The organism is Streptomyces sp. NPDC091209 (genome assembly GCF_044757755.1).
Taxonomy (GTDB): Bacteria; Actinomycetota; Actinomycetes; order Streptomycetales; family Streptomycetaceae; genus Streptomyces.
On record NZ_JBIVVR010000006.1, the window covers coordinates 133,843 to 151,715 of the forward strand.

Genomic DNA, 17,873 nt, shown 5'->3' on the forward strand with positions numbered 1-17,873 from the left:
GCCTTCACCGATGTCCTCAAGGCTACGAGGACGAAGCGGGCGAAGCCTCGCTCTACGGAGCGATCCCGACCCTGGGAATCGTCGGGGTCCGACCCTGAGCGGGATCCTCCCGAAGGACGGCCGCGCGGCGCCGCGTCTCCGCGCGGCGGCGCAGCCGGGCCCTGGCGGCGGGCACGATCGCGAGGTGCGCGAGGGCCACGCCGAGGGTGTTCAGCATGATCGAGTCGATGTCCACGACCTGGCCCGGGACACCGGTCTGGAGCAGCTCTATGCCCAGCGACAGCAGCACCCCGGCGGCGGTCGTCCGCAGGAGGGAGCCCAGAGGGGAGACGGCGAGCCTGCCCCCCGCCATCGGGAGCAGGACACCCAGCGGGGCGAGCAGCCCGAGGCCCGCGGCGATCCGGCGGGCCGCCACCTCGGGGCCCAGCGCGAGGTCGGCTCTGATACCCGCGAAGGGCCGCAGGTTGGCGGCGCTCACCCAGGGGACGTCCAGCGGGCGCAGCGTGATCCAGGCGACGAGCGCCAGGTGTGCGACAAGGAGGACACCTCCTGCCACACGGACGCGGGTGACGGCGCTGCCGCCGTCTGAACCTTGACGCTGCACGCCCCCCAAGACGCGGGGTCCGGCACGATCGGTTCCGTGGCGGGGGTTTTCACCCCCGTCACGTCAGGAGCCCTGGACCGCCGTCGACGCCGGGGACCGGTCGCCCGGGGCGGCACGCACCTCGGGGGTGCACTCGTAACTGCGCAGGGGAGCGGGGGCGGGACCGCCCAGGACGACGCTGCCGTCGTCCCGTGCCGCGGCCGAGTCCGAGAAGGTGCAGACGATCTGGGCGAGGGCCGTCGAGGTGAGGTCCTCCGGCGGGGTGCTCAGCCGGAGCGTGTCCTCCGGGTCCCCGTCGTGGGGCCCGCCGACCGTCATGCCGCCGCGTACGTCCGTCGTGTACCCGGCCTGCTCCTCGGGCGTCGACGGCGCCTCGGCGAGCTCGTCCAGCAGCGCCTGGGCCACCAGGACCCGGCGCGCCGCCTCCGCCGTACCGTCCGGGATCCGCACCGACCGGTCGACGGTCACCAGCTGCGCCGAGCAGAGCAGGAAGACCTGGACCGGAACCCCGTGCGAGGCCTGGGTGGAGATGTCGGGGCCGGAGAGGGCGCACGGCACCCGCGAGGGCGCCGGACCGAAGTCGGTGGGCACCTGCGTGGAGCGGATACCGCACCCCGCGAGCAGCACGGCGAGCAACGGGACGGCCAGCCAGGACCCCGTCCTCCGCAGCCGCGACCGCCGGGACCGCCGGGACTCCCGGCCGGGTCCCGCGGAGTTCGCCACCCGGGGCCGCGCGGCCACCGGGCGGTCGGTCCCCGGAGAACCGGCGGCCCGCGGGCGGCTGGTCTCCGCCGAGCCGGTGGCCTGCGGGCGGCTGGTCTCCGGGAGGTCGGTGGCGCGCGCGGCGGTTGTCGGGGAGCCGGTGGCCCGCGTCGACCGGGTGGCCCCGGTGCCGGAGATTCCCGGGGAGGGGACGACCCCTGCGCCGGAGGGGCCCGGAGGCGGGGTGGCGGGTGTGCCGGTGGGGTGTTCGGTGGTCATCCGGCGGTGCCTTCCGTGCCGTTCCCGCGGGTGGGGCCCTGAGGGTCGTCGGCGAGCAGTTCCGACGCGTCCTGGGGCAGGCGCAGCGTGAAGACCGCCCCGCCCTTGGGCGCGTTCGCCGCTACGATCTCGCCACCGTGGATGTGCGCGTTCTCCAGGGCGATGGAGAGGCCGAGGCCACTGCCCTCGGAACGCGGGCGGGACGCGCTGGCCTTGTAGAAACGGTCGAAGACGTGCGGCAGGACGTCCTCGGGGATACCGGGGCCGTGGTCCTGCACCTCGATGACCAGTTCCTCGCCCTCCAGCCGCACCGACACCCGGACCGGCGATCCGCCGTGCTTGAGCGCGTTGCCGATCAGGTTCGCGAGGATCACGTCGAGACGGCGCGGGTCGAGCCGGGTCGTCATGCCGCGCTCGGCGTCCAGGTCGACGGCGTCCAGCCAGGCGCGCGCGTCGATGCACGCGGTGATCTGGTCGGCGATGTCCACGTCGTCGAGGATGAGCCGGGCGGTGCCCGCGTCGAAGCGGGTCACCTCCATCAGGTTCTCCACGAGGTCGCCCAGGCGCCGCGTCTCGCTGACCACCAGCCGTACGGCCGGCTCGATCATCGGGTCGACGCTGCCGGTCTCCGCGTCCAGTTCCTCTTCGAGGATCTCGGTGACGGCGGTGATCGCGGTGAGCGGCGTACGGAGTTCGTGGGACATGTCGGCGACGAAGCGCCGCGACGCCTCGTCCCGCGCGCTCATGTCCGCGACCCGCTTCTCCAGGGCCTCCGCCGTCCGGTTGAACGTCCGTGACAGATCGGCGAGTTCGTCCGTGCCCGACACCCGCAGCCGGGTGTCCAGCTTGCCCTCGCCGAGCCGGCGGGCCGCGATGCCCAGCCGGTGGACCGGCTTGAGGACCGTGGTCGCCGCGGCCTGCGCGAGCAGCGCCGAACCGATCAGCGCGAGCCCCGTCGCGATCCCCAGCGACCAGGCCAGGGAGTTGAGATCCTTGGCCTCCGGTTCCAGGGACTTGAGCATGTAACCGGTCGTGCTGCCGTCGATCACCCGCGCCCCGCCCACGAGATACGGCTTGTCGTGCTCGGTGATCCGCTGCCAGTACAGGTGGTACGCGGACGTGTTGGTCGAGGACAGCGGCTGCTGCTTGTTCACCGCCTTCTGGAGGGACTTGGGCACGTCCTCCAGGGTGAAGGTGTCCAGTTCGGAGTTGCCGGTGATGGTCTTGCCGCTCGCGTCCTCGGCGATGAGCAGCACACTGAAACGCTGACTGCTGTTCGCCATCTGCCCGGCCGTGCGCTGGAGTTCGTCCTGCGCGGGGTGCACCGGCAGCATGCTCGCGTGGTTGCGCATCTCCTGCTGGAAGTCGCGCAGCACCGCGTCCTGGGTACGCGTCAGCACGGCCTCGCGGTTGAGCCAGTACGCGATGCCCGACGCGGACACGGCGGCGGTGAGCGCGACGAGCCCGAACACCACGACCAGGCGCAGCCGCAGACTGGTGAAGCGCAGACCGGACAGCAACGCCTTGCGCGCCGCGGCCCAGCCGCGGAGCTTGTCCTGCGGTTTGGTCACTGAGGATTGTCCAGCCGATAGCCGACGCCGCGCACGGTACGGATCAGGGTCGGCGAGGACGGAACGTCCTCCACCTTGGCGCGCAGCCGCTGCACACAGGCGTCGACCAGGCGCGAGTCGCCGAGGTAGTCGTGCTCCCACACCAGACGCAGCAACTGCTGGCGGGACAGGGCCTGTCCGGGCCTGCGGCTCAGCTCCAGGAGCAACCGCAGCTCGGTGGGCGTCAGTTGCAGATCCTCGCCGTTCTTGGTGACCGTCATCGCGGCGCGGTCGATGACCAGCGAGCCGAACGCCGCGGAGTCGTTGGCCTCCCGCTCGCCGCGGCGCAGCACGGCACGGATCCGGGCGTCGAGCACCCGGCCCTGCACCGGCTTGACGACATAGTCGTCCGCGCCGGACTCCAGTCCGACCACGACGTCGATGTCGTCGCTGCGCGCGGTCAGCAGGATGATCGGAAGCTGGTCGGTGCGCCGGATGCGCCGGCACACCTCGAATCCGTCGATGCCGGGCAGCATCACATCCAGCACGATCAGGTCCGGCCGCTGCTCGCGCAACAGCTTCAGACCGTCCTCGCCGGTGGCAGCGGTGGCCACGCGGTGTCCCTGGCGCGTCAAAGAGAGCTCCAGGGCCGTACGGATGGCGTCGTCGTCCTCGATCAGCAACAGGGAAGGCACGGACGTCATTCTGGCCCATGTCATGCTCGGGTATCGACCGTTGGAGCGCTCCCACTCGTCTCCTGTGTGCGACGAAGGCCCGCGCGGGCGGCGGCCGGGGCCCAAGTGGTCATCTGTGTAGTCGTACAGCTCTTCTCTGTGATCGCGCTGTGCCGCGCCAGGGAACGACCCCTGTGACAGGTCTGTGACAGTCGGCGGACACGGCCATGAAGTGGGCCCGCCAAGCTTTTGGACACAAGGCAGGACGCACGACGGAACGAACCGAAGAACCGGGACTCCACGACGGGGGGCGCGAGATGAACACGCTGCACAGCACCAACACTGGCGCAGTAGTCACGCGGCTCCATGACGTCAACCGGGCCACGGAGAAGTCCGGTGCTGTGATCGGGCGGGGGTGCGATCGCGGCACCGGGCGTCAGCACACCACGTACATGACGGTGGTTGACGCCTGCACGGGGGAGAGCCCGGCGGCGGCGACAGCCGCTGTGGGTACGGCCGGGGGGAAGGCTCACGGGGGAGCCGCGTACGGGGAGGTCACGGGGGAGCGTCACTCCGGGGCGGGGTCGGTGGAGGCCGAAGCGGCTTTCACCGCCTACGTCCAGGAGCGCCGCGCCTCCCTGTACGCAACCGCCTATCACCTGACCGGTGACCGCTTCGAGGCCGAGGACCTGCTGCAGAGCGCGCTGTTCTCGACCTACCGGGCCTGGGACCGGATCAGTGACAAGGCCGCGGTCGGGGGCTACCTCCGCCGCACCATGACCAATCTGCACATCAGCGCGTGGCGCCGCCGCAAGCTGAACGAGTACCCGACCGAGGAACTGCCGGAGACGCCCGGTGACACGGACGCGATGCGCGGCACCGAGCTGCGCGCGGTCCTGTGGCAGGCGCTGGCCCGGCTGCCCGAACTCCAGCGCACGATGCTGGTCCTCCGTTACTACGAGGGCCGCACCGACCCGGAGATCGCGGAGATCCTCGACATCAGTGTCGGCACGGTGAAGTCCAGCATCTGGCGGTCGCTCCGCCGGATGCGCGAGGACGAGGTCCTCAGCTTCGGCCGTGACGAGGAGGAGTCCTTCGGGGAGCTTGTCGCCTGAAGGTCCGGGGGGAGCGGTAACAGGTAGGACGGGGGAGTCGGTTCCGGGGGGAGCCGGCGACGGGGAGTCGGTTCCGGGGGGAGCCGGCACACAACGGGGTCACGGGGAAACGGGTCACGGGGAGACAACCGTGTCACGGGGGACCACGGGGGAAACGGAAGAAGGTCCAGGCGGACGGGGGTTCGCCTGGACCTCTTTTCGTTGTCGGGTTGTCGAGTTGCCGCGTTGCCCGGGGGCCGACGGGTTTGGTCCCCCCCGGGAGTTGGGCCGTGGGCTCGCGCGCCGGAGCCGTGTCCGCCCGGTGCGGGGCCTCGGCTACAGGGCTGTCACCGGGGCGGACTCCCGTTGTCCGGCCGCGGCGGACGTCAGCCGGCCGAGTGCCTCGTCCCGGTCGCAGGGGTGGGCGCCCAGGGCCGCCTGGCGGGCCACGATGGAGCGCTCGGCGCGCATCAGCCGCCAGCCGCGCCGCAGCAGGAAGGGCACCGACTTGCGGCCCTCCTTCAGATCCCGCACGAAGCGCCGCCGGAACGTGGTGACCGCTCCCCGTGACAGGCACAGCGCGTCGGCGAGCACGCCGAGTTCACGGCAGCGCTCGACGATCTCGGCGGCGAAGATCCCCTCCGCGATGAACAGCGGTGCCCGTTCGATGCTCAGGGCCTCGGTCCCCGTGCGGGCGCTCAGCGAGATGTCGTAGACGGGGAGGGTCGTACGTCCCGTACGGCACAGTTCCCCGATCGCGGCGAGGGCGGTGTCCGCGTCCCAGGACTGCGGGTGGTCCCAGTCGATGTCCTCGCTGCCCTCGACCTGGGGCAGGGTCGGGTCCGTGCCCTCCTTGTAGAAGTCGTCGAGGCGGAGCACGGGGAGCCCGGAGTCGGCGGCGAGAAGGGACTTCCCGGAGCCGGAGGGGCCGCAGAGCAGCACCACGCGGGCGGGTATCGGGGGAGGGGAACCCAATGGTCTGCACCTTCTGTGACGGGTCCGGCGGCGCCGCGCGTCGGCGCGGCTCCCGGCCATTATCCCCGGTTCCGGTGCCCTGCTCCGACGCCCGGACCGGCTGGCGTTGATATGCCTGTTGACCCGCAGGGGCGAATCGGATGCCATGACCGCCCGGAACACGACCTCCGTCAACTACTCTGCGTGTCGCTTTACTTGCTCTCCGCTTTCCGTTCTCGGCTAGTCAAAGAGGTAAACCTGATGGCGCGACACGCAGCCCAGCGGAACACCCTGGCCCGCACGACCGCGCGGATCGCCGTGGCGGTCGGTGTGGTCGCTGCCGGTACGGCCGCGGCCTCCCCGGCCTTCGCGGACACGGCTTCCGCCGTGGACGCCCCGCGTACCCGGCCCGCCTCGCTCGGTGACGTCGACCCGCAGGCGGGTCTCCAGGCCCTGACCGGCACCGTGGGGTATGTCACGGGCCCGGTCGCGGCCCTCAAGCCCAACCCGCTGGCCGGCACCGGTGTGGACCCGCTCGACAACGGCGTGGGCACCCAGGTCGCCGACTTCAAGCCGCTGTCCTCGCAGGCCCTGACGGGGCCGGTGGCGGAGGCGGAGTCGATCGGCGCCGTCCCGGTGCTGGGGCAGGCGACCGGGCTCGTGCACTGACTCCCGCGCGGGCCGGCGGCGGCCCCTGGACATGAGAGAGCCGCGCTCCCCCTGGACGGAGGGGAAGCGCGGCTCTCGTGTGCGCGGGGCCCCGGGGACACGGATCGGGGCCCCGACATCTCGGCGCGTCGGCGTGTCAGCGCGTCAGCACGCCGAGAGGCGGGCGTGCACGGCTCAGTAGGACGAGCCCGAGGCGCCCAGGGAGCCCGTCGGGTGCCAGACCGTCTTGGTCTCCAGGAAGGCCGTGAGGCGCTCGGTGCCGGGAGTCCGCGCGTAATCCACAGCCTGTGGACGAAGAACGCGCTTCAGGTTGTCGGCCGCTGCGATCTCCAGCTCCTTCGCCAGGACGTCGTCCGCGCCGGCGAGGTCGATGGCGTTGACGTCCTGGTGCGCGGCCAGCGGGGCCGCGATCTCCGCGGTCCTGCCGGACAGGATGTTGACCACGCCGCCCGGCAGGTCGGAGGTGGCCAGCACCTCGCCCAGCGACAGGGCCGGGAGCGGGGACTTCTCACTGGCGATCACGATGACCGTGTTGCCGGTGGCGATCACCGGGGCGATCACCGACACCAGACCGAGGAACGACGACTCCTGGGGGGCGAGCACGGTGACGACACCGGTCGGCTCCGGGGAGGACAGGTTGAAGTACGGGCCGGCGACCGGGTTCCCGCCACCCACGACCTGGGCGATCTTGTCGGTCCAGCCCGCGTACCAGACCCAGCGGTCGATCGCCGCGTCGACGACGGCCGCCGCCTTGGCCTTCGACAGGCCCTCCGCCTCGGCCACCTCGCGGACGAACTGCTCCTTGCGGCCCTCCAGCATCTCGGCGACGCGGTACAGGACCTGGCCGCGGTTGTACGCCGTCGCGCCGGACCAGCCGCCGAACGCCTTGCGCGCGGCGACGACCGCGTCACGGGCGTCCTTGCGGCTCGACTGCGGAGCGTTCGCCAGCCACTTGCCCTTGGAGTCGGTCACCTCGTACACCCGGCCGCTCTCGGAACGCGGGAACTTCCCGCCCACGTACAGCTTGTAGGTCTTGAAGACGCTCAGACGCTGCTGCTCGGACTTCTCGGCTGCACTCATTTATCGCTCGCCCTCCGGGCTCGACGGGGCGAGGTACGCCTCCAGGCCGTGACGACCGCCCTCGCGGCCGAAGCCCGACTCCTTGTACCCGCCGAACGGCGAGGTCGGGTCGAACTTGTTGAACGTGTTGGACCAGATGACACCCGCGCGGAGCTTGCTCGCGACGGCGAGGATGCGGGAGCCCTTCTCGGTCCAGATGCCCGCCGAGAGGCCGTACGGCGAGTTGTTGGCCTTCGCGACCGCCTCGTCCGGGGTGCGGAACGTGAGGACGGACAGCACCGGGCCGAAGATCTCGTCCCGGGCGATGGTGTGCGCCTGCGTGACGTTCGTGAAGAGCGTCGGGGCGAACCAGTAGCCGGAGGACGGGAGTTCACAGGCCGGGGACCAGCGCTCGGCACCCTCGGCCTCGCCCTGGTCGACGAGCGTGGTGATGCGCGAGAGCTGCTCGGCGGAGTTGATCGCGCCGATGTCCGTGTTCTTGTCGAGCGGGTCGCCGAGGCGAAGGGTCGACAGACGGCGCTTGAGCGAGTCGAGCAGCTCGTCGTGGATCGACTCCTGGACCAGCAGACGCGAGCCCGCGCAGCAGACCTGGCCCTGGTTGAAGAAGATGCCGCTGACGATGCCCTCGACGGCCTGGTCGATGGGGGCGTCGTCGAAGACGATGTTCGCGCCCTTGCCGCCCAGTTCGAGCGTGACCTTCTTGTGCGAGCCCGCGATCTGGCGGGCGATCGCCTTGCCGACGGCGGTGGAGCCGGTGAAGGCCACCTTGTCCACGTCCGGGTGCGCGACGAGGGCCGCGCCCGCGTCGCCGTACCCGGGAAGGATGTTGACGACGCCCCTGGGCAGGCCCGCCTGGCGGCAGATGTCCGCGAAGAACAGCGCCGACAGGGGCGTGGTCTCGGCGGGCTTCAGGACGACCGTGTTGCCGGTCGCGAGAGCCGGGGCGATCTTCCACGCCAGCATCAGCAGCGGGAAGTTCCACGGGATGACCTGGCCGGCGACACCCAGCGGGCGCGGGTTCGCGCCGAAGCCCGCGTGGTCCAGCTTGTCGGCCCAGCCCGCGTAGTAGAAGAAGTGCGCGGCGACCAGGGGGAGATCGGCGTCGCGGGTCTCCTTGATCGGCTTGCCGTTGTCCAGCGTCTCCAGGACGGCCAGCTCGCGGCTGCGTTCCTGGATGATCCGCGCGATGCGGAACAGGTACTTGGCGCGCTCGGAGCCCGGCAGCGCCGACCACTTCACGAAGGCCTTGCGGGCGGCCTTCACCGCGCGGTCCACGTCCGCCTCGCCCGCCTGGGCGATCTCGGAGAGGACCTCTTCGGTGGAGGGGGAGACGGTCTTGAAGACCTTGCCCTCGGCGGCCTCGGTGAACTCACCGTCGATGAACAGGCCGTAGGAGGGCGCGATGTCGACGACGGAGCGGGACTCGGGCGCCGGTGCGTATTCGAATGCGGAAGCCATGATGGATCAGTCCACCGTCACATAGTCGGGGCCGGAGTAGCGGCCGGTGGCCAGCTTCTGACGCTGCATCAGCAGGTCGTTCAGGAGCGAGGACGCGCCGAAGCGGAACCAGTGGTTGTCCAGCCAGTCCTCACCCGCCGTCTCGTTCACCACGACCAGGAACTTGATGGCGTCCTTGGTGGTGCGGATGCCGCCGGCCGGCTTCACGCCGACCTGCACGCCGGTCTGGGCGCGGAAGTCGCGGACGGCCTCCAGCATCAGCAGCGTGTTCGCGGGCGTCGCGTTCACGGCCACCTTGCCGGTGGAGGTCTTGATGAAGTCGGCCCCGGCCAGCATGCCGAGCCAGCTCGCGCGCCGGATGTTGTCGTACGTCGACAGCTCGCCGGTCTCGAAGATGACCTTCAGGCGGGCGGCGCCCGAGGCCTCCTTCACGGCGACGATCTCGTCGTACACCTTCAAGTATCTGCCCGCGAGGAACGCCCCGCGGTCGATGACCATGTCGATCTCGTCGGCGCCCGCGGCGACCGCGTCGCGGACGTCGGCCAGCTTCACGCCGAGCGCGGCGCGGCCCGCAGGGAAGGCGGTCGCGACCGAGGCGACCTTCACCCCGGAGCCGGCGACGGCCTCCTTCGCCACGGCCACCATGTCGGGATAGACACAGACCGCCGCCGTGGTGGGCGCCGTGCGGTCCGTCGGGTCCGGGAGCACCGCCTTGGCGCCGAGCGCCCGGACCTTGCCCGGGGTGTCCGCGCCTTCCAGCGTCGTCAGGTCGACCATCGAGATGGCGAGGTCGATGGCGTACGCCTTCGCGGTGGTCTTGATGGAACGGGTGCCGAGCGAGGCGGCGCGCGACTCCAGGCCGACCGGGTCGACGCCGGGCAGCCCGTGAAGGAAGCGCCGCAGCGTGCTGTCGGACGCGGTCACGTCGCCGAGCGCGTGGGTGGGGGCACCACCCTGCTCGAGCGGAGTCGAGAGCTTGGGGGAGGGTGCAGAGGTGGGCATGGTCACCAGACGAGCATATCTACGCGCGTAGCGGCTGTACAGCCCCGGGTGCGACCGAGGGTTTTCCCGCCGGGGCGGGCCGTCCGCCCCCTCGAAACTCACTCGATCCCCGGAACCCGGGGTTCTCCGGCCCCTCCCCACAACCTTCTTTCGCCCCTCCGCTCCTCCCCTCCCCCAAGGCCTCGGCTTCGCTCGACCAGGGGGACCCCCACCATCCCTGGGGCTCCGCCCCCAGACCCCGCTCCTCAAACGCCGGAGGGGCTGGATCTTCCCCGCGCCCGGGAGGTGGGCCGGAGGGGGCTGGAGTGTGTCCTGCGCTCGGGAGGTGGGCCGGAGGGGCTGGAGTGTGCCCCGCGCCCGAAAGACGGGGGGTGTCCCGCGCCCGAAAGACGGCGGGTGCCCCGCGTCCGAAAGACGGCGGAGGGGCTGGAGTGTGTCCAGCGCCCGAAAGACGGCGGAGGGGGTTGAAGTGTGTCCCGCACTCGAAAGACGGCGGAGGGACCGTGATGTGCGCTGCGACCGAGAGGTGGGCCGGGGGCGAAGTGTGCTCGGACAGGGCTGAAATGGTTGGTCGGGTGCCGCGGGGCGGCTGCGGCCGGGTACGCGCGGGAGGGGCCGGGCCGGTACATCAGATGCCCGCAGGCCGGACGGATCATCACCCGCTCCCGCTGCGCGACGCCGGTGGGATCCGTTCGGATGCGGGCGGATGTACCGGCCCGGCCCCGACCCCCCACCGGACCCCACCCGAACCCCGCTCACCCGCCGGAGGCGCTCGCGCCGATCTGCCAGCAGGCCGCCGTGAAGCGGACCTCGGTGCCGTGTACGAACGGGTCGAACGCAGCGCGGACCGTGTCGACGACCCGTGCCCGGGTCGGTTCGTCCGTCTCGCGGAGGGCGATCCCGACCGGGCCGAACCGGCTGAAGTACGGGACCAGCTCCGCCTCGGGCAGGACACAGGTCGGGTCGACGGGCCGGATGTCGATCCCGGCCCAGCCGCTCTCCTCCAGCAGTCGGCGCACCCTGTCCGCGTCCGACAGGGCGAACTGCCCCGGTGTGTCCGGCCGGCGCTCCGGCAGGTCCGGCAGGAGCGGTGCCGCGGCGCGTTCGGCCGTTGTCATGAACGGGTTCTCCGCGATGTCCCGCCAGACGATGAAGCGCAGCCGGGCGCCCTCCTTCGCGGCCCGCCGCAGGTTGGTGAAGGCCCGTACCGGGTCCTCGAAGAACATGACGCCGAAGCGCGAGACGACCGCGTCGAAGGCCGCGGGCTCGAAGACGTGGTCCTGCGCGTCGGCGCGGACGAAGGAGGCCCCCGCGCCCTCGCGTGCCGCACGGGCCCGGGCGGCCTCCACCATCGGCCCGGAGATGTCGACGCCGACACACCGGCCCTCGGCACCAAGCCGCCGAGCGAGGGCCACCGTGGTGCCGCCCGTGCCGCAGCCGACGTCGAGCACCCGGCCCCCGTGCCCGGCCGGAACCGCTTCGACGAGCAGTTCCTCCAGCGGCGCGAACAACGCGTCCACCACGTCCTGGGCCTCGACCCAGGCGTTCCCGGCCGGGCCGTTCCAGCGCGCGGCCTGCTCGTCACCCGCCTTGCCCCTGGCCTCGCCGTTCGCCTCGCCGTCCGCCTCGCGGTCCGTCCTGTGGTCCGCCGCGCCGGTGGGTTCCATGACGCCTCCTGTGCTTGCCCTCACGACCTGGAGATGACACCGTCCTACTTCAAGCCGACTTGAGGTCAAGAGGATGCCGGACCTGGACATCGCCGAAGTGGTACGCCGCGCCAAAGTGCCCGCTTCGACCCTGCGCTTCTACGAGGAGAAGGGGCTCATCGCCCCGACCGGCCGGCACGGTCTGCGCCGCCAGTTCGACCCCGGTGTACTGGAACGGCTGGCGCTGATCGCCCTCGGGCGCTCCGCAGGCTTCTCGCTGGACGAGATCGCCCGGATGTTCGCGCCGGACGGGCGCCCGCGCATCGACCGTCAGGCCCTCGCCGACAAGGCCGACGAACTGGACCGGACGATCCGCGAACTCGGAGTGCTGCGCGACTCCCTGCGGCACGCCGCCGCCTGCTCCGCGCCGAGCCACATGGAATGCCCCACCTTCCGCCGGATCCTGGGGGCCGTAGCGTCCGGCACGGTCGCGGTGCCGGGGAGGCGGGGCGCGCGAGGTCTTTCGCGACCGTAGTGAGACCCCACCGAGCTCAAGCGCGTGGCGCGCGTCGTGCACAATCGGGACCATGACCACCCCCGACCACCAGTCACCCCTTCCGGACGCCTCGCGACCCGAGGCCAGGGACCGGGTCTACCGGTCGCCCGCCGGTATCGCGGGCGGCGTCCTTCTGCTCTTCATCGTGGGCTGGCTCGGCGTCGACGCGCTGATCTCCGGACACGGCCGCACCCCCTGGCTGGCGCTCGCCGGGATGATCCTCGGCGTCCCGATCGTGATCGCCTTCACCCTGCGCCCCGCCGTCTACGCGAACGAGGACCGGCTGCGGGTGCGCAACCCGCTCCGCGTGATCGTGCTCCCCTGGGGCAAGGTCGCCTCGCTGCGCTCGCACTACTCGAACGAGATCGTCGACACCTCCGGTACGAAATACCAGCTGTGGGCGGTGCCCGTCTCGCTGCGCGCCCGCAAGAAGGCGTCCAGGCAGCCGATGCCCGGCGCGGCCGGCCGTGGAGGTGACGGCCGGCTGTCGTCGCTGGGCCGTCCGTCCGCCTTCGGCCGGGGCGCAGCCACCGATACGCCGACCCGCCCCGAGACCGACCGGATCATGGACGAGCTGCGCGAGCTGGCCGAGGCCAGGGCCACCGCGGACAGCGCGCAGGGCGAGGTCACGGTGCGCTGGGCCTACGAGGTGATCGGCCCCGCTCTCGCGGGCGCCATCGTCCTGGCGATCCTCCTGGCCGTGGCCTGAGCCACCCCGCTCCACCGGCCGCGGCACCGGCCTCACCGGCCACCGGACGTCACCCCGGTCGGCCGCTGCCGGACGGTACCGGCGGACGGCGCCCCCGCTCTCCGTCGCGGCCCGCCACCGGGTCCCGGGGGAGGGCTCCTAGGGCGCGCTCGGCCACACCAGGACCATGTACGCGCCGCAGTACGCCGAACCGAGCACCGCGGCCGTGAGGAACAGCGTCCGGTGGCGACGCGAGGCGCGGGCCAGATGCAGGGCCGCGGGGAGCAGCAGCGGGAAGCCGGGGAGCAGGAAGCGGGCGCGCGGGAAGTAGACGCCGCCGCTGCCGAGGACGATCAGCAGCAGGATCCCGGTGAAGACCAGGAGGGGGAGCGGCTGGCGGTCCGCCACGCAGAGCCCGTACAGCACCACCGCCGCCAGCAGGGTCACCGTCACCATGATCAGGAACAGCTCGGGCGACGAGTTCTGCGCCAGCACCTCCCGCATCTTGCGCACGGTCTCCGCACCGCCGTCCCATTCGTTGTGCCACAGCCGCTGTACGGCGAAGTAGCCGTCCCAGCGGCCCAGCCGGAGCCCCACCCAGCCGACGTACGCGAGCCAGCCCGCCGGGGCCAGCGCGGCCGCCGCGAGTGCCCGGACCGAGAAACCCCGGCGCAGCGACAGCAGCGCGGTCAGCGCGACGGCGCCGGCCACCGCGATCCCCGTGGGCCGGGTCAGCCCGGCCAGTGCCGCCAGCGAGGCCGCCCACACCAGGCGGCCGGTGAGCACCGCGTACAGCGCCCATGCGGCGAACGCCGTGAACAGCGACTCGGTGTAACCCATCCACTCGACCAGACCCACCGGCAGGGCCGCCCACAGCACGGTCAGCAGCACCCCCACGCGCCGGCCGTGCAGATGACTGCCCACCGCGTGGACGCCCCACGCGGCGAGGAACGAGCAGCCGACCGCGAGCGCCAGCCCGGTCGACGCGCGCGAACCGGGTGTCAGGACGGCGACGGCCTTGACCAGGACCGGGTAGAGCGGGAAGAAGGCCAGGTTGTTCGCGTCGAACGCGTGGCCCAGGTGGTGCGCGTAACCGTGGTCGGCGATGCCGAGGTACCACTCCGCGTCCCACTGCGCCGCGAGGATCGGCCAGACGCCGTGATGTCTGCGGTGCGCCCACAGCGAGAGCGTGATCAGGCCGGTGAGGCGGACGGCCGCGTAGGCGAGGAGAGCGGGGGCCGCGTGCCGCAGCCGGGCGCGGACCGCGGCGGTGACGCCGGCCGGGCCCGGCGCGCGCCGGACGGCCGGAGAGCCGGGGGTGCTCCCGTCCGGGACGCCGTGGGGCGGGGCGGACGCCGGCCGGGAATCGGTCGAGGGCACGCGGCAGCTCCTGGGACTCGACGGTGCGCTACCGCCTACCGTTCCTCGGTCACCCGGGGGCGCACCGGAGCGCTGCGTCAACTGCCGTGTGGAAATCACCCGTAAGAGGGCGGACGCGCGGGTCGTGGTCCGGCGGGAGACGGCGGACGGGCCGTCTCCCGCCGGGGCGGGGGTTCAGATGCCGGCCGCGGCCGACAGGTCCCGCTTGATCGCCGTCAGCAGCTCCGCGGCCTTCGCGTGGGCCGCCGGGAGATCGGCGTGGCCGCCCACGGGCAGCACGACCTCCAGGTAGCACTTCAGCTTGGGCTCGGTGCCGCTCGGGCGGACGATGACCCGGGCGCCGTCCAGGGTGTAGCGCAGACCGTCCGTGGGCGGCAGCCGGTCCGTCCCCTCGTTCAGGTCCTCGGCCTCGGTGACGGCCAGACCCGCGAGCTCCGTGGGCGGCCGCTCGCGCAGCCGGCGCATGGCGTCCGCGATGACCGAGAGGTCCTCCACCCGGACCGAGAGCTGGTCGGTGGCGTGCAGCCCGTACGCGACGGCGATGTCGTCGAGGAGGTCGAGCAGGGTCCGGCCCCGCTCCTTGAGCTCGGAGGCCAGCTCGGTGATGAGCAGGGCGGCGGTGATGCCGTCCTTGTCCCGTACGCCGTCGGGGTCGACGCAGTAGCCGAGCGCCTCCTCGTAGCCGTACCGCAGACCCTCCACGCGGGCGATCCACTTGAAGCCGGTGAGCGTCTCCTCGTACGGCAGCCCCGCGCCCTCGGCGATCCGGCCGAGCAGGGAGGAGGAGACGATCGACTCGGCGAAGACGCCGCGCGCGCCCCGGCGCACCAGGTGCTCGGCGAGCAGCGCGCCGACCTCGTCGCCGCGCAGCATCCGCCAGTCGGCGCCGGACCTCACGGCCACGGCGCACCGGTCGGCGTCCGGGTCGTTGGCGATGATCAGATCGGGTTCCGCCGCGCGGGCCGCCGCGAAGGCGAGGTCCATCGCGCCGGGCTCCTCCGGGTTGGGGAAGGCGACGGTCGGGAAGTCCGGGTCGGGCTCGGCCTGCTCGGCGACGAGCACCGGCTCGGGGAACCCGGCCCGCGCGAAGGCCGCGAGCAGCACGTCCTTGCCGACGCCGTGCATGGCCGTGTAGACGGTGCGGGCGGTGCGCGGCGATCCCTCGGCCAGGACGGCGTCCGTACGAGCCAGATAGGCGTCCAGGACACCCTCGTCGAGGGTCTCCCAGCCGGAGTCGGGGCGGGGCACACCGGCGAGCGCGCCGACCGCGTCGATCGCGGCGGCGATCTCCGCGTCGGCCGGCGGGACGATCTGCGAACCGTCGCCCAGGTACACCTTGTAGCCGTTGTCGCGGGGCGGGTTGTGGCTGGCGGTGACCTCCACACCGGCGACCGCGCCGAGGTGCCGTATGGCGAAGGCGAGGACGGGGGTGGGCAGCGGCCGGGGCAGGACGGCGGCGCGCAGGCCCGCGCCCGTCATCACGGCCGCGGTGTCCCGGGCGAAGTCCGCGGACTTGTGGCGGGCGTCGTAGCCGATCACGACGAGTCCGCCGGTCTCGCCCTTGGACTTCAGGTACGCGGCGAGTCCGGCCGCGGCCCGGATGACCACCGAGCGGTTCATCCGCATCGGTCCCGCGCCGAGTTCACCGCGCAGGCCCGCGGTGCCGAACTGGAGCGTGCCGCTGAAGCGGGTGGCCAGTTCGGTCACGTCCTCGGCGTCGACGAGCTTGGCGAGTTCGTCACGGGTCTCCGTGTCGGGGTCCTCGGCCAGCCATGCCTTGGCCCGCGCGATGAGTTCGTCCTGCACCTCGGGTGCACCTCTCTTCGGTCGTACGGTTCCGTGTTTCCCGGGTGTGTCCCGGGGCGTTCGGCCCCCTACGCCGGGGCGAACACTCCGTCGCTTACAGACGATCCAGTACCTGGGTCAGAAGTTCCCCCATGCGCGCGGCCGAGTCGCGGCCCGCCTGGAGGACCTCCTCGTGGTTGAGGGGCTCGCCCGTCATACCGGCGGCGAGGTTGGTGACGAGGGAGATGCCGAGCACCTCGGCGCCCGCCTCGCGCGCGGCGATGGCCTCGAGGGTCGTCGACATGCCCACCAGGTCGGCTCCGATGACCCGGGCCATCCGGATCTCGGCGGGCGTCTCGTAGTGCGGGCCGGGGAACTGCGCGTAGACGCCCTCCTCCAGGGAGGGGTCGACCTCCTTGCACAGCGCGCGCAGCCGCGGCGAGTACAGGTCGGTGAGGTCGACGAAGTTCGCGCCGATGATCGGCGAGGTGGCCGTCAGGTTGATGTGGTCGCTGATCAGCACGGGCTGGCCGGGGCGCATGCCCTCGCGCAGACCGCCGCAGCCGTTGGTGAGGACGATGGTCTTGCAGCCGGCGGCGACGGCGGTGCGTACGCCGTGCGCGACGGCGGCGACCCCGCGGCCCTCGTAGAAGTGGGTGCGGCCGAGGAAGACCAGGGCGCGCTTGTCGGCGATCCGGTACGAGCGGATCGTGCCGCCGTGGCCCTCGACCGCCGGCGGCGGGAAGCCGGGCAGCTCGGTGACCGGGAATTCGGCCTCGGGGGTGCCGAGGGCGTCCACGGCGGGAGCCCAGCCGGAGCCCATCACGAGGGCGACGTCATGGGTCTCGGCGCCCGTGAGCTCGCGCAGGCGCGTGGCGGCGGCGTCAGCGGCGGCATGGGGGTCGCCCTGGATGTCGTCCGGAAGAAGAGATGCGTTCACGCGCAAGAGGGTAGCTGGTCTGGGCCTACGCGCGTAGATGACGGAGCTCACGGTCTTGCGATCGTTGTCTTGTCGTTTCCGACAAGAGGAGGGAGGGTGCGGTGCCTGAGCGGCCGCTCGGGTCCCCGGGCGGAGAGCCGGGCGGAGTCGGGCGGGTGCAGGGGAAAGACGCCGCGGAGCGGCGGGGCCGGGGGTGCCCGGACGGCGGAGCGGGTCGGGCGGGTCGGTGGGGAAGACGCCGCGGAGCGGCGAAGACGGCGCCGCGGAGCGGTGGGGCGCGTCCCCCGCGAAAGACCTCAGCAGGGGCGCTTGCGGAGCTCCATGACGTAGTCGTGCGGGGCTCCCGCCGACTCGGCGGCATCGGCCAGCTCGCCCAGATAACGCGCCGAGGGCAGTCCGCCCTCGTACCCGTTCAGTACGTAGACCCACGCGGCTTCCTCACCTTCCAGTGTGTGCACACGTACACGCATCCGACGGTAGACGTCGAGCCCGACGCCCTCCCAGCGGTCCATGGAGTCCTCGTCCAGCGGTGCGATGTCGTACAGCGCCACGAAGACCTGTGACCGCGGCGCCTCGACGATCGTCGCGAGCGCGCCCTCCCAGCCCATGTGCTCGCCACCGAAGGTCAGCCGCCAGTCGTTCAGCCAGCCCGTGGCGCGCAGCGGCGAATGCGGGGCGCGGCGCGTCATGAGCCGCGGGTCGAGATTGCCGGCGTACGCGGCGTAGAGCGACATGGGGTCGAGGGTACGGCAGCGACACGTACGCCTCTCGCGTAACAAAGTGGCTCGGATGCCGCGGACTCGGGGCCCCTG

Annotated in this window: 17 protein-coding genes; 4 read left to right on the plus strand and 13 right to left on the minus strand. The window is 72.2% G+C overall.

The annotated features are described in order from the left end of the window. Positions 1-52: 52 nt before the first annotated feature. The 4 genes from ACIQRL_RS18885 to afsQ1 form a co-directional block, all read right to left on the minus strand. Positions 53-604 (minus strand): VanZ family protein, encoded by a 552-nt coding sequence (locus ACIQRL_RS18885; RefSeq protein WP_401332611.1) that lies wholly within the window; start codon positions 602-604, stop codon positions 53-55. A 63-nt stretch (positions 605-667) separates the two neighbouring features. Then, positions 668-1,273, minus strand: a complete 606-nt coding sequence (locus tag ACIQRL_RS18890; RefSeq protein WP_401333344.1) for a hypothetical protein — start codon at positions 1,271-1,273, stop codon at positions 668-670. 308 nt (positions 1,274-1,581) lie between these two features. Then, positions 1,582-3,156, minus strand: a complete 1,575-nt coding sequence (locus ACIQRL_RS18895; RefSeq protein WP_401332612.1) for an ATP-binding protein — start codon at positions 3,154-3,156, stop codon at positions 1,582-1,584. After that, positions 3,153-3,830 (minus strand): two-component system response regulator AfsQ1, encoded by a 678-nt coding sequence (gene afsQ1 / locus ACIQRL_RS18900; RefSeq protein WP_355851816.1) that lies wholly within the window; start codon positions 3,828-3,830, stop codon positions 3,153-3,155. Before afsQ1 ends, ACIQRL_RS18895 begins: the two co-directional genes overlap by 4 nt. 296 nt (positions 3,831-4,126) lie before the next feature. Here afsQ1 and ACIQRL_RS18905 point away from each other — a divergent pair, with 296 nt between their 5' ends. Beyond that, on the plus strand, positions 4,127-4,924 hold the full coding sequence (locus tag ACIQRL_RS18905) for a SigE family RNA polymerase sigma factor (RefSeq protein ID WP_401332614.1): 798 nt from the start codon (positions 4,127-4,129) through the stop codon (positions 4,922-4,924). 315 nt (positions 4,925-5,239) lie between these two features. On the opposite strand, the gene ACIQRL_RS18910 is transcribed toward ACIQRL_RS18905, so the two are convergent. Next, entirely contained in the window at positions 5,240-5,878 is a 639-nt protein-coding gene (locus tag ACIQRL_RS18910; RefSeq protein ID WP_401332616.1) for a uridine kinase, read from the minus strand. Positions 5,879-6,118: 240 nt separating this feature from the next. Between ACIQRL_RS18910 and ACIQRL_RS18915 the strand changes: the two genes are divergently transcribed. Further along, positions 6,119-6,526, plus strand: a complete 408-nt coding sequence (locus ACIQRL_RS18915) for a hypothetical protein (RefSeq protein ID WP_401332617.1) — start codon at positions 6,119-6,121, stop codon at positions 6,524-6,526. 174 nt (positions 6,527-6,700) lie between these two features. On the opposite strand, the gene ACIQRL_RS18920 is transcribed toward ACIQRL_RS18915, so the two are convergent. The 4 genes from ACIQRL_RS18920 to ACIQRL_RS18935 all read right to left on the minus strand — a co-directional run bounded on the left by ACIQRL_RS18920 (position 6,701) and on the right by ACIQRL_RS18935 (position 11,733). Continuing rightward, a complete protein-coding gene (locus tag ACIQRL_RS18920) occupies positions 6,701-7,606 on the minus strand; it encodes an aldehyde dehydrogenase family protein (protein WP_401332619.1) in 906 nt (301 codons plus the stop codon). Further along, positions 7,607-9,064, minus strand: coding sequence for an aldehyde dehydrogenase family protein (locus ACIQRL_RS18925; protein WP_401332621.1), 1,458 nt, complete (start codon positions 9,062-9,064; stop codon positions 7,607-7,609). A 6-nt stretch (positions 9,065-9,070) separates the two neighbouring features. Beyond that, complete coding sequence (gene deoC, locus ACIQRL_RS18930) at positions 9,071-10,066, minus strand: deoxyribose-phosphate aldolase (protein WP_401333347.1); 996 nt, start codon at positions 10,064-10,066, stop codon at positions 9,071-9,073. Positions 10,067-10,821: 755 nt separating this feature from the next. Further along, on the minus strand, positions 10,822-11,733 hold the full coding sequence (locus tag ACIQRL_RS18935) for a class I SAM-dependent methyltransferase (RefSeq protein ID WP_401332623.1): 912 nt from the start codon (positions 11,731-11,733) through the stop codon (positions 10,822-10,824). Between the two features lie 73 nt (positions 11,734-11,806). On the opposite strand from ACIQRL_RS18935, the gene ACIQRL_RS18940 reads away from it, so the two are divergent. Both ACIQRL_RS18940 and ACIQRL_RS18945 read left to right on the plus strand, forming a co-directional pair. After that, the gene (locus tag ACIQRL_RS18940; RefSeq protein ID WP_401332625.1) at positions 11,807-12,247 is read left to right on the plus strand and encodes a helix-turn-helix domain-containing protein; all 441 of its coding nucleotides are present in this window, start codon (positions 11,807-11,809) and stop codon (positions 12,245-12,247) included. A gap of 52 nt (positions 12,248-12,299) precedes the next feature. Further along, the gene (locus ACIQRL_RS18945) at positions 12,300-12,977 is read left to right on the plus strand and encodes a PH domain-containing protein (protein WP_401332627.1); all 678 of its coding nucleotides are present in this window, start codon (positions 12,300-12,302) and stop codon (positions 12,975-12,977) included. Positions 12,978-13,115: 138 nt separating this feature from the next. Here ACIQRL_RS18945 and ACIQRL_RS18950 read toward each other — a convergent pair whose 3' ends face one another. The 4 genes from ACIQRL_RS18950 to ACIQRL_RS18965 form a co-directional block, all read right to left on the minus strand. Next, positions 13,116-14,336 carry a hypothetical protein gene (locus ACIQRL_RS18950; RefSeq protein ID WP_401332629.1) on the minus strand — a complete coding sequence of 407 codons (1,221 nt, stop codon included), beginning with the start codon at positions 14,334-14,336 and terminating at the stop codon, positions 13,116-13,118. A 174-nt stretch (positions 14,337-14,510) separates the two neighbouring features. Then, positions 14,511-16,142, minus strand: a complete 1,632-nt coding sequence (locus tag ACIQRL_RS18955) for a phospho-sugar mutase (protein ID WP_401332630.1) — start codon at positions 16,140-16,142, stop codon at positions 14,511-14,513. 94 nt (positions 16,143-16,236) lie between these two features. Continuing rightward, positions 16,237-17,061 carry a purine-nucleoside phosphorylase gene (locus ACIQRL_RS18960; protein WP_401332632.1) on the minus strand — a complete coding sequence of 275 codons (825 nt, stop codon included), beginning with the start codon at positions 17,059-17,061 and terminating at the stop codon, positions 16,237-16,239. Positions 17,062-17,357: 296 nt separating this feature from the next. After that, a complete protein-coding gene (locus ACIQRL_RS18965) occupies positions 17,358-17,795 on the minus strand; it encodes a gamma-glutamylcyclotransferase (RefSeq protein WP_351134316.1) in 438 nt (145 codons plus the stop codon). Positions 17,796-17,873 lie beyond the last annotated feature (78 nt).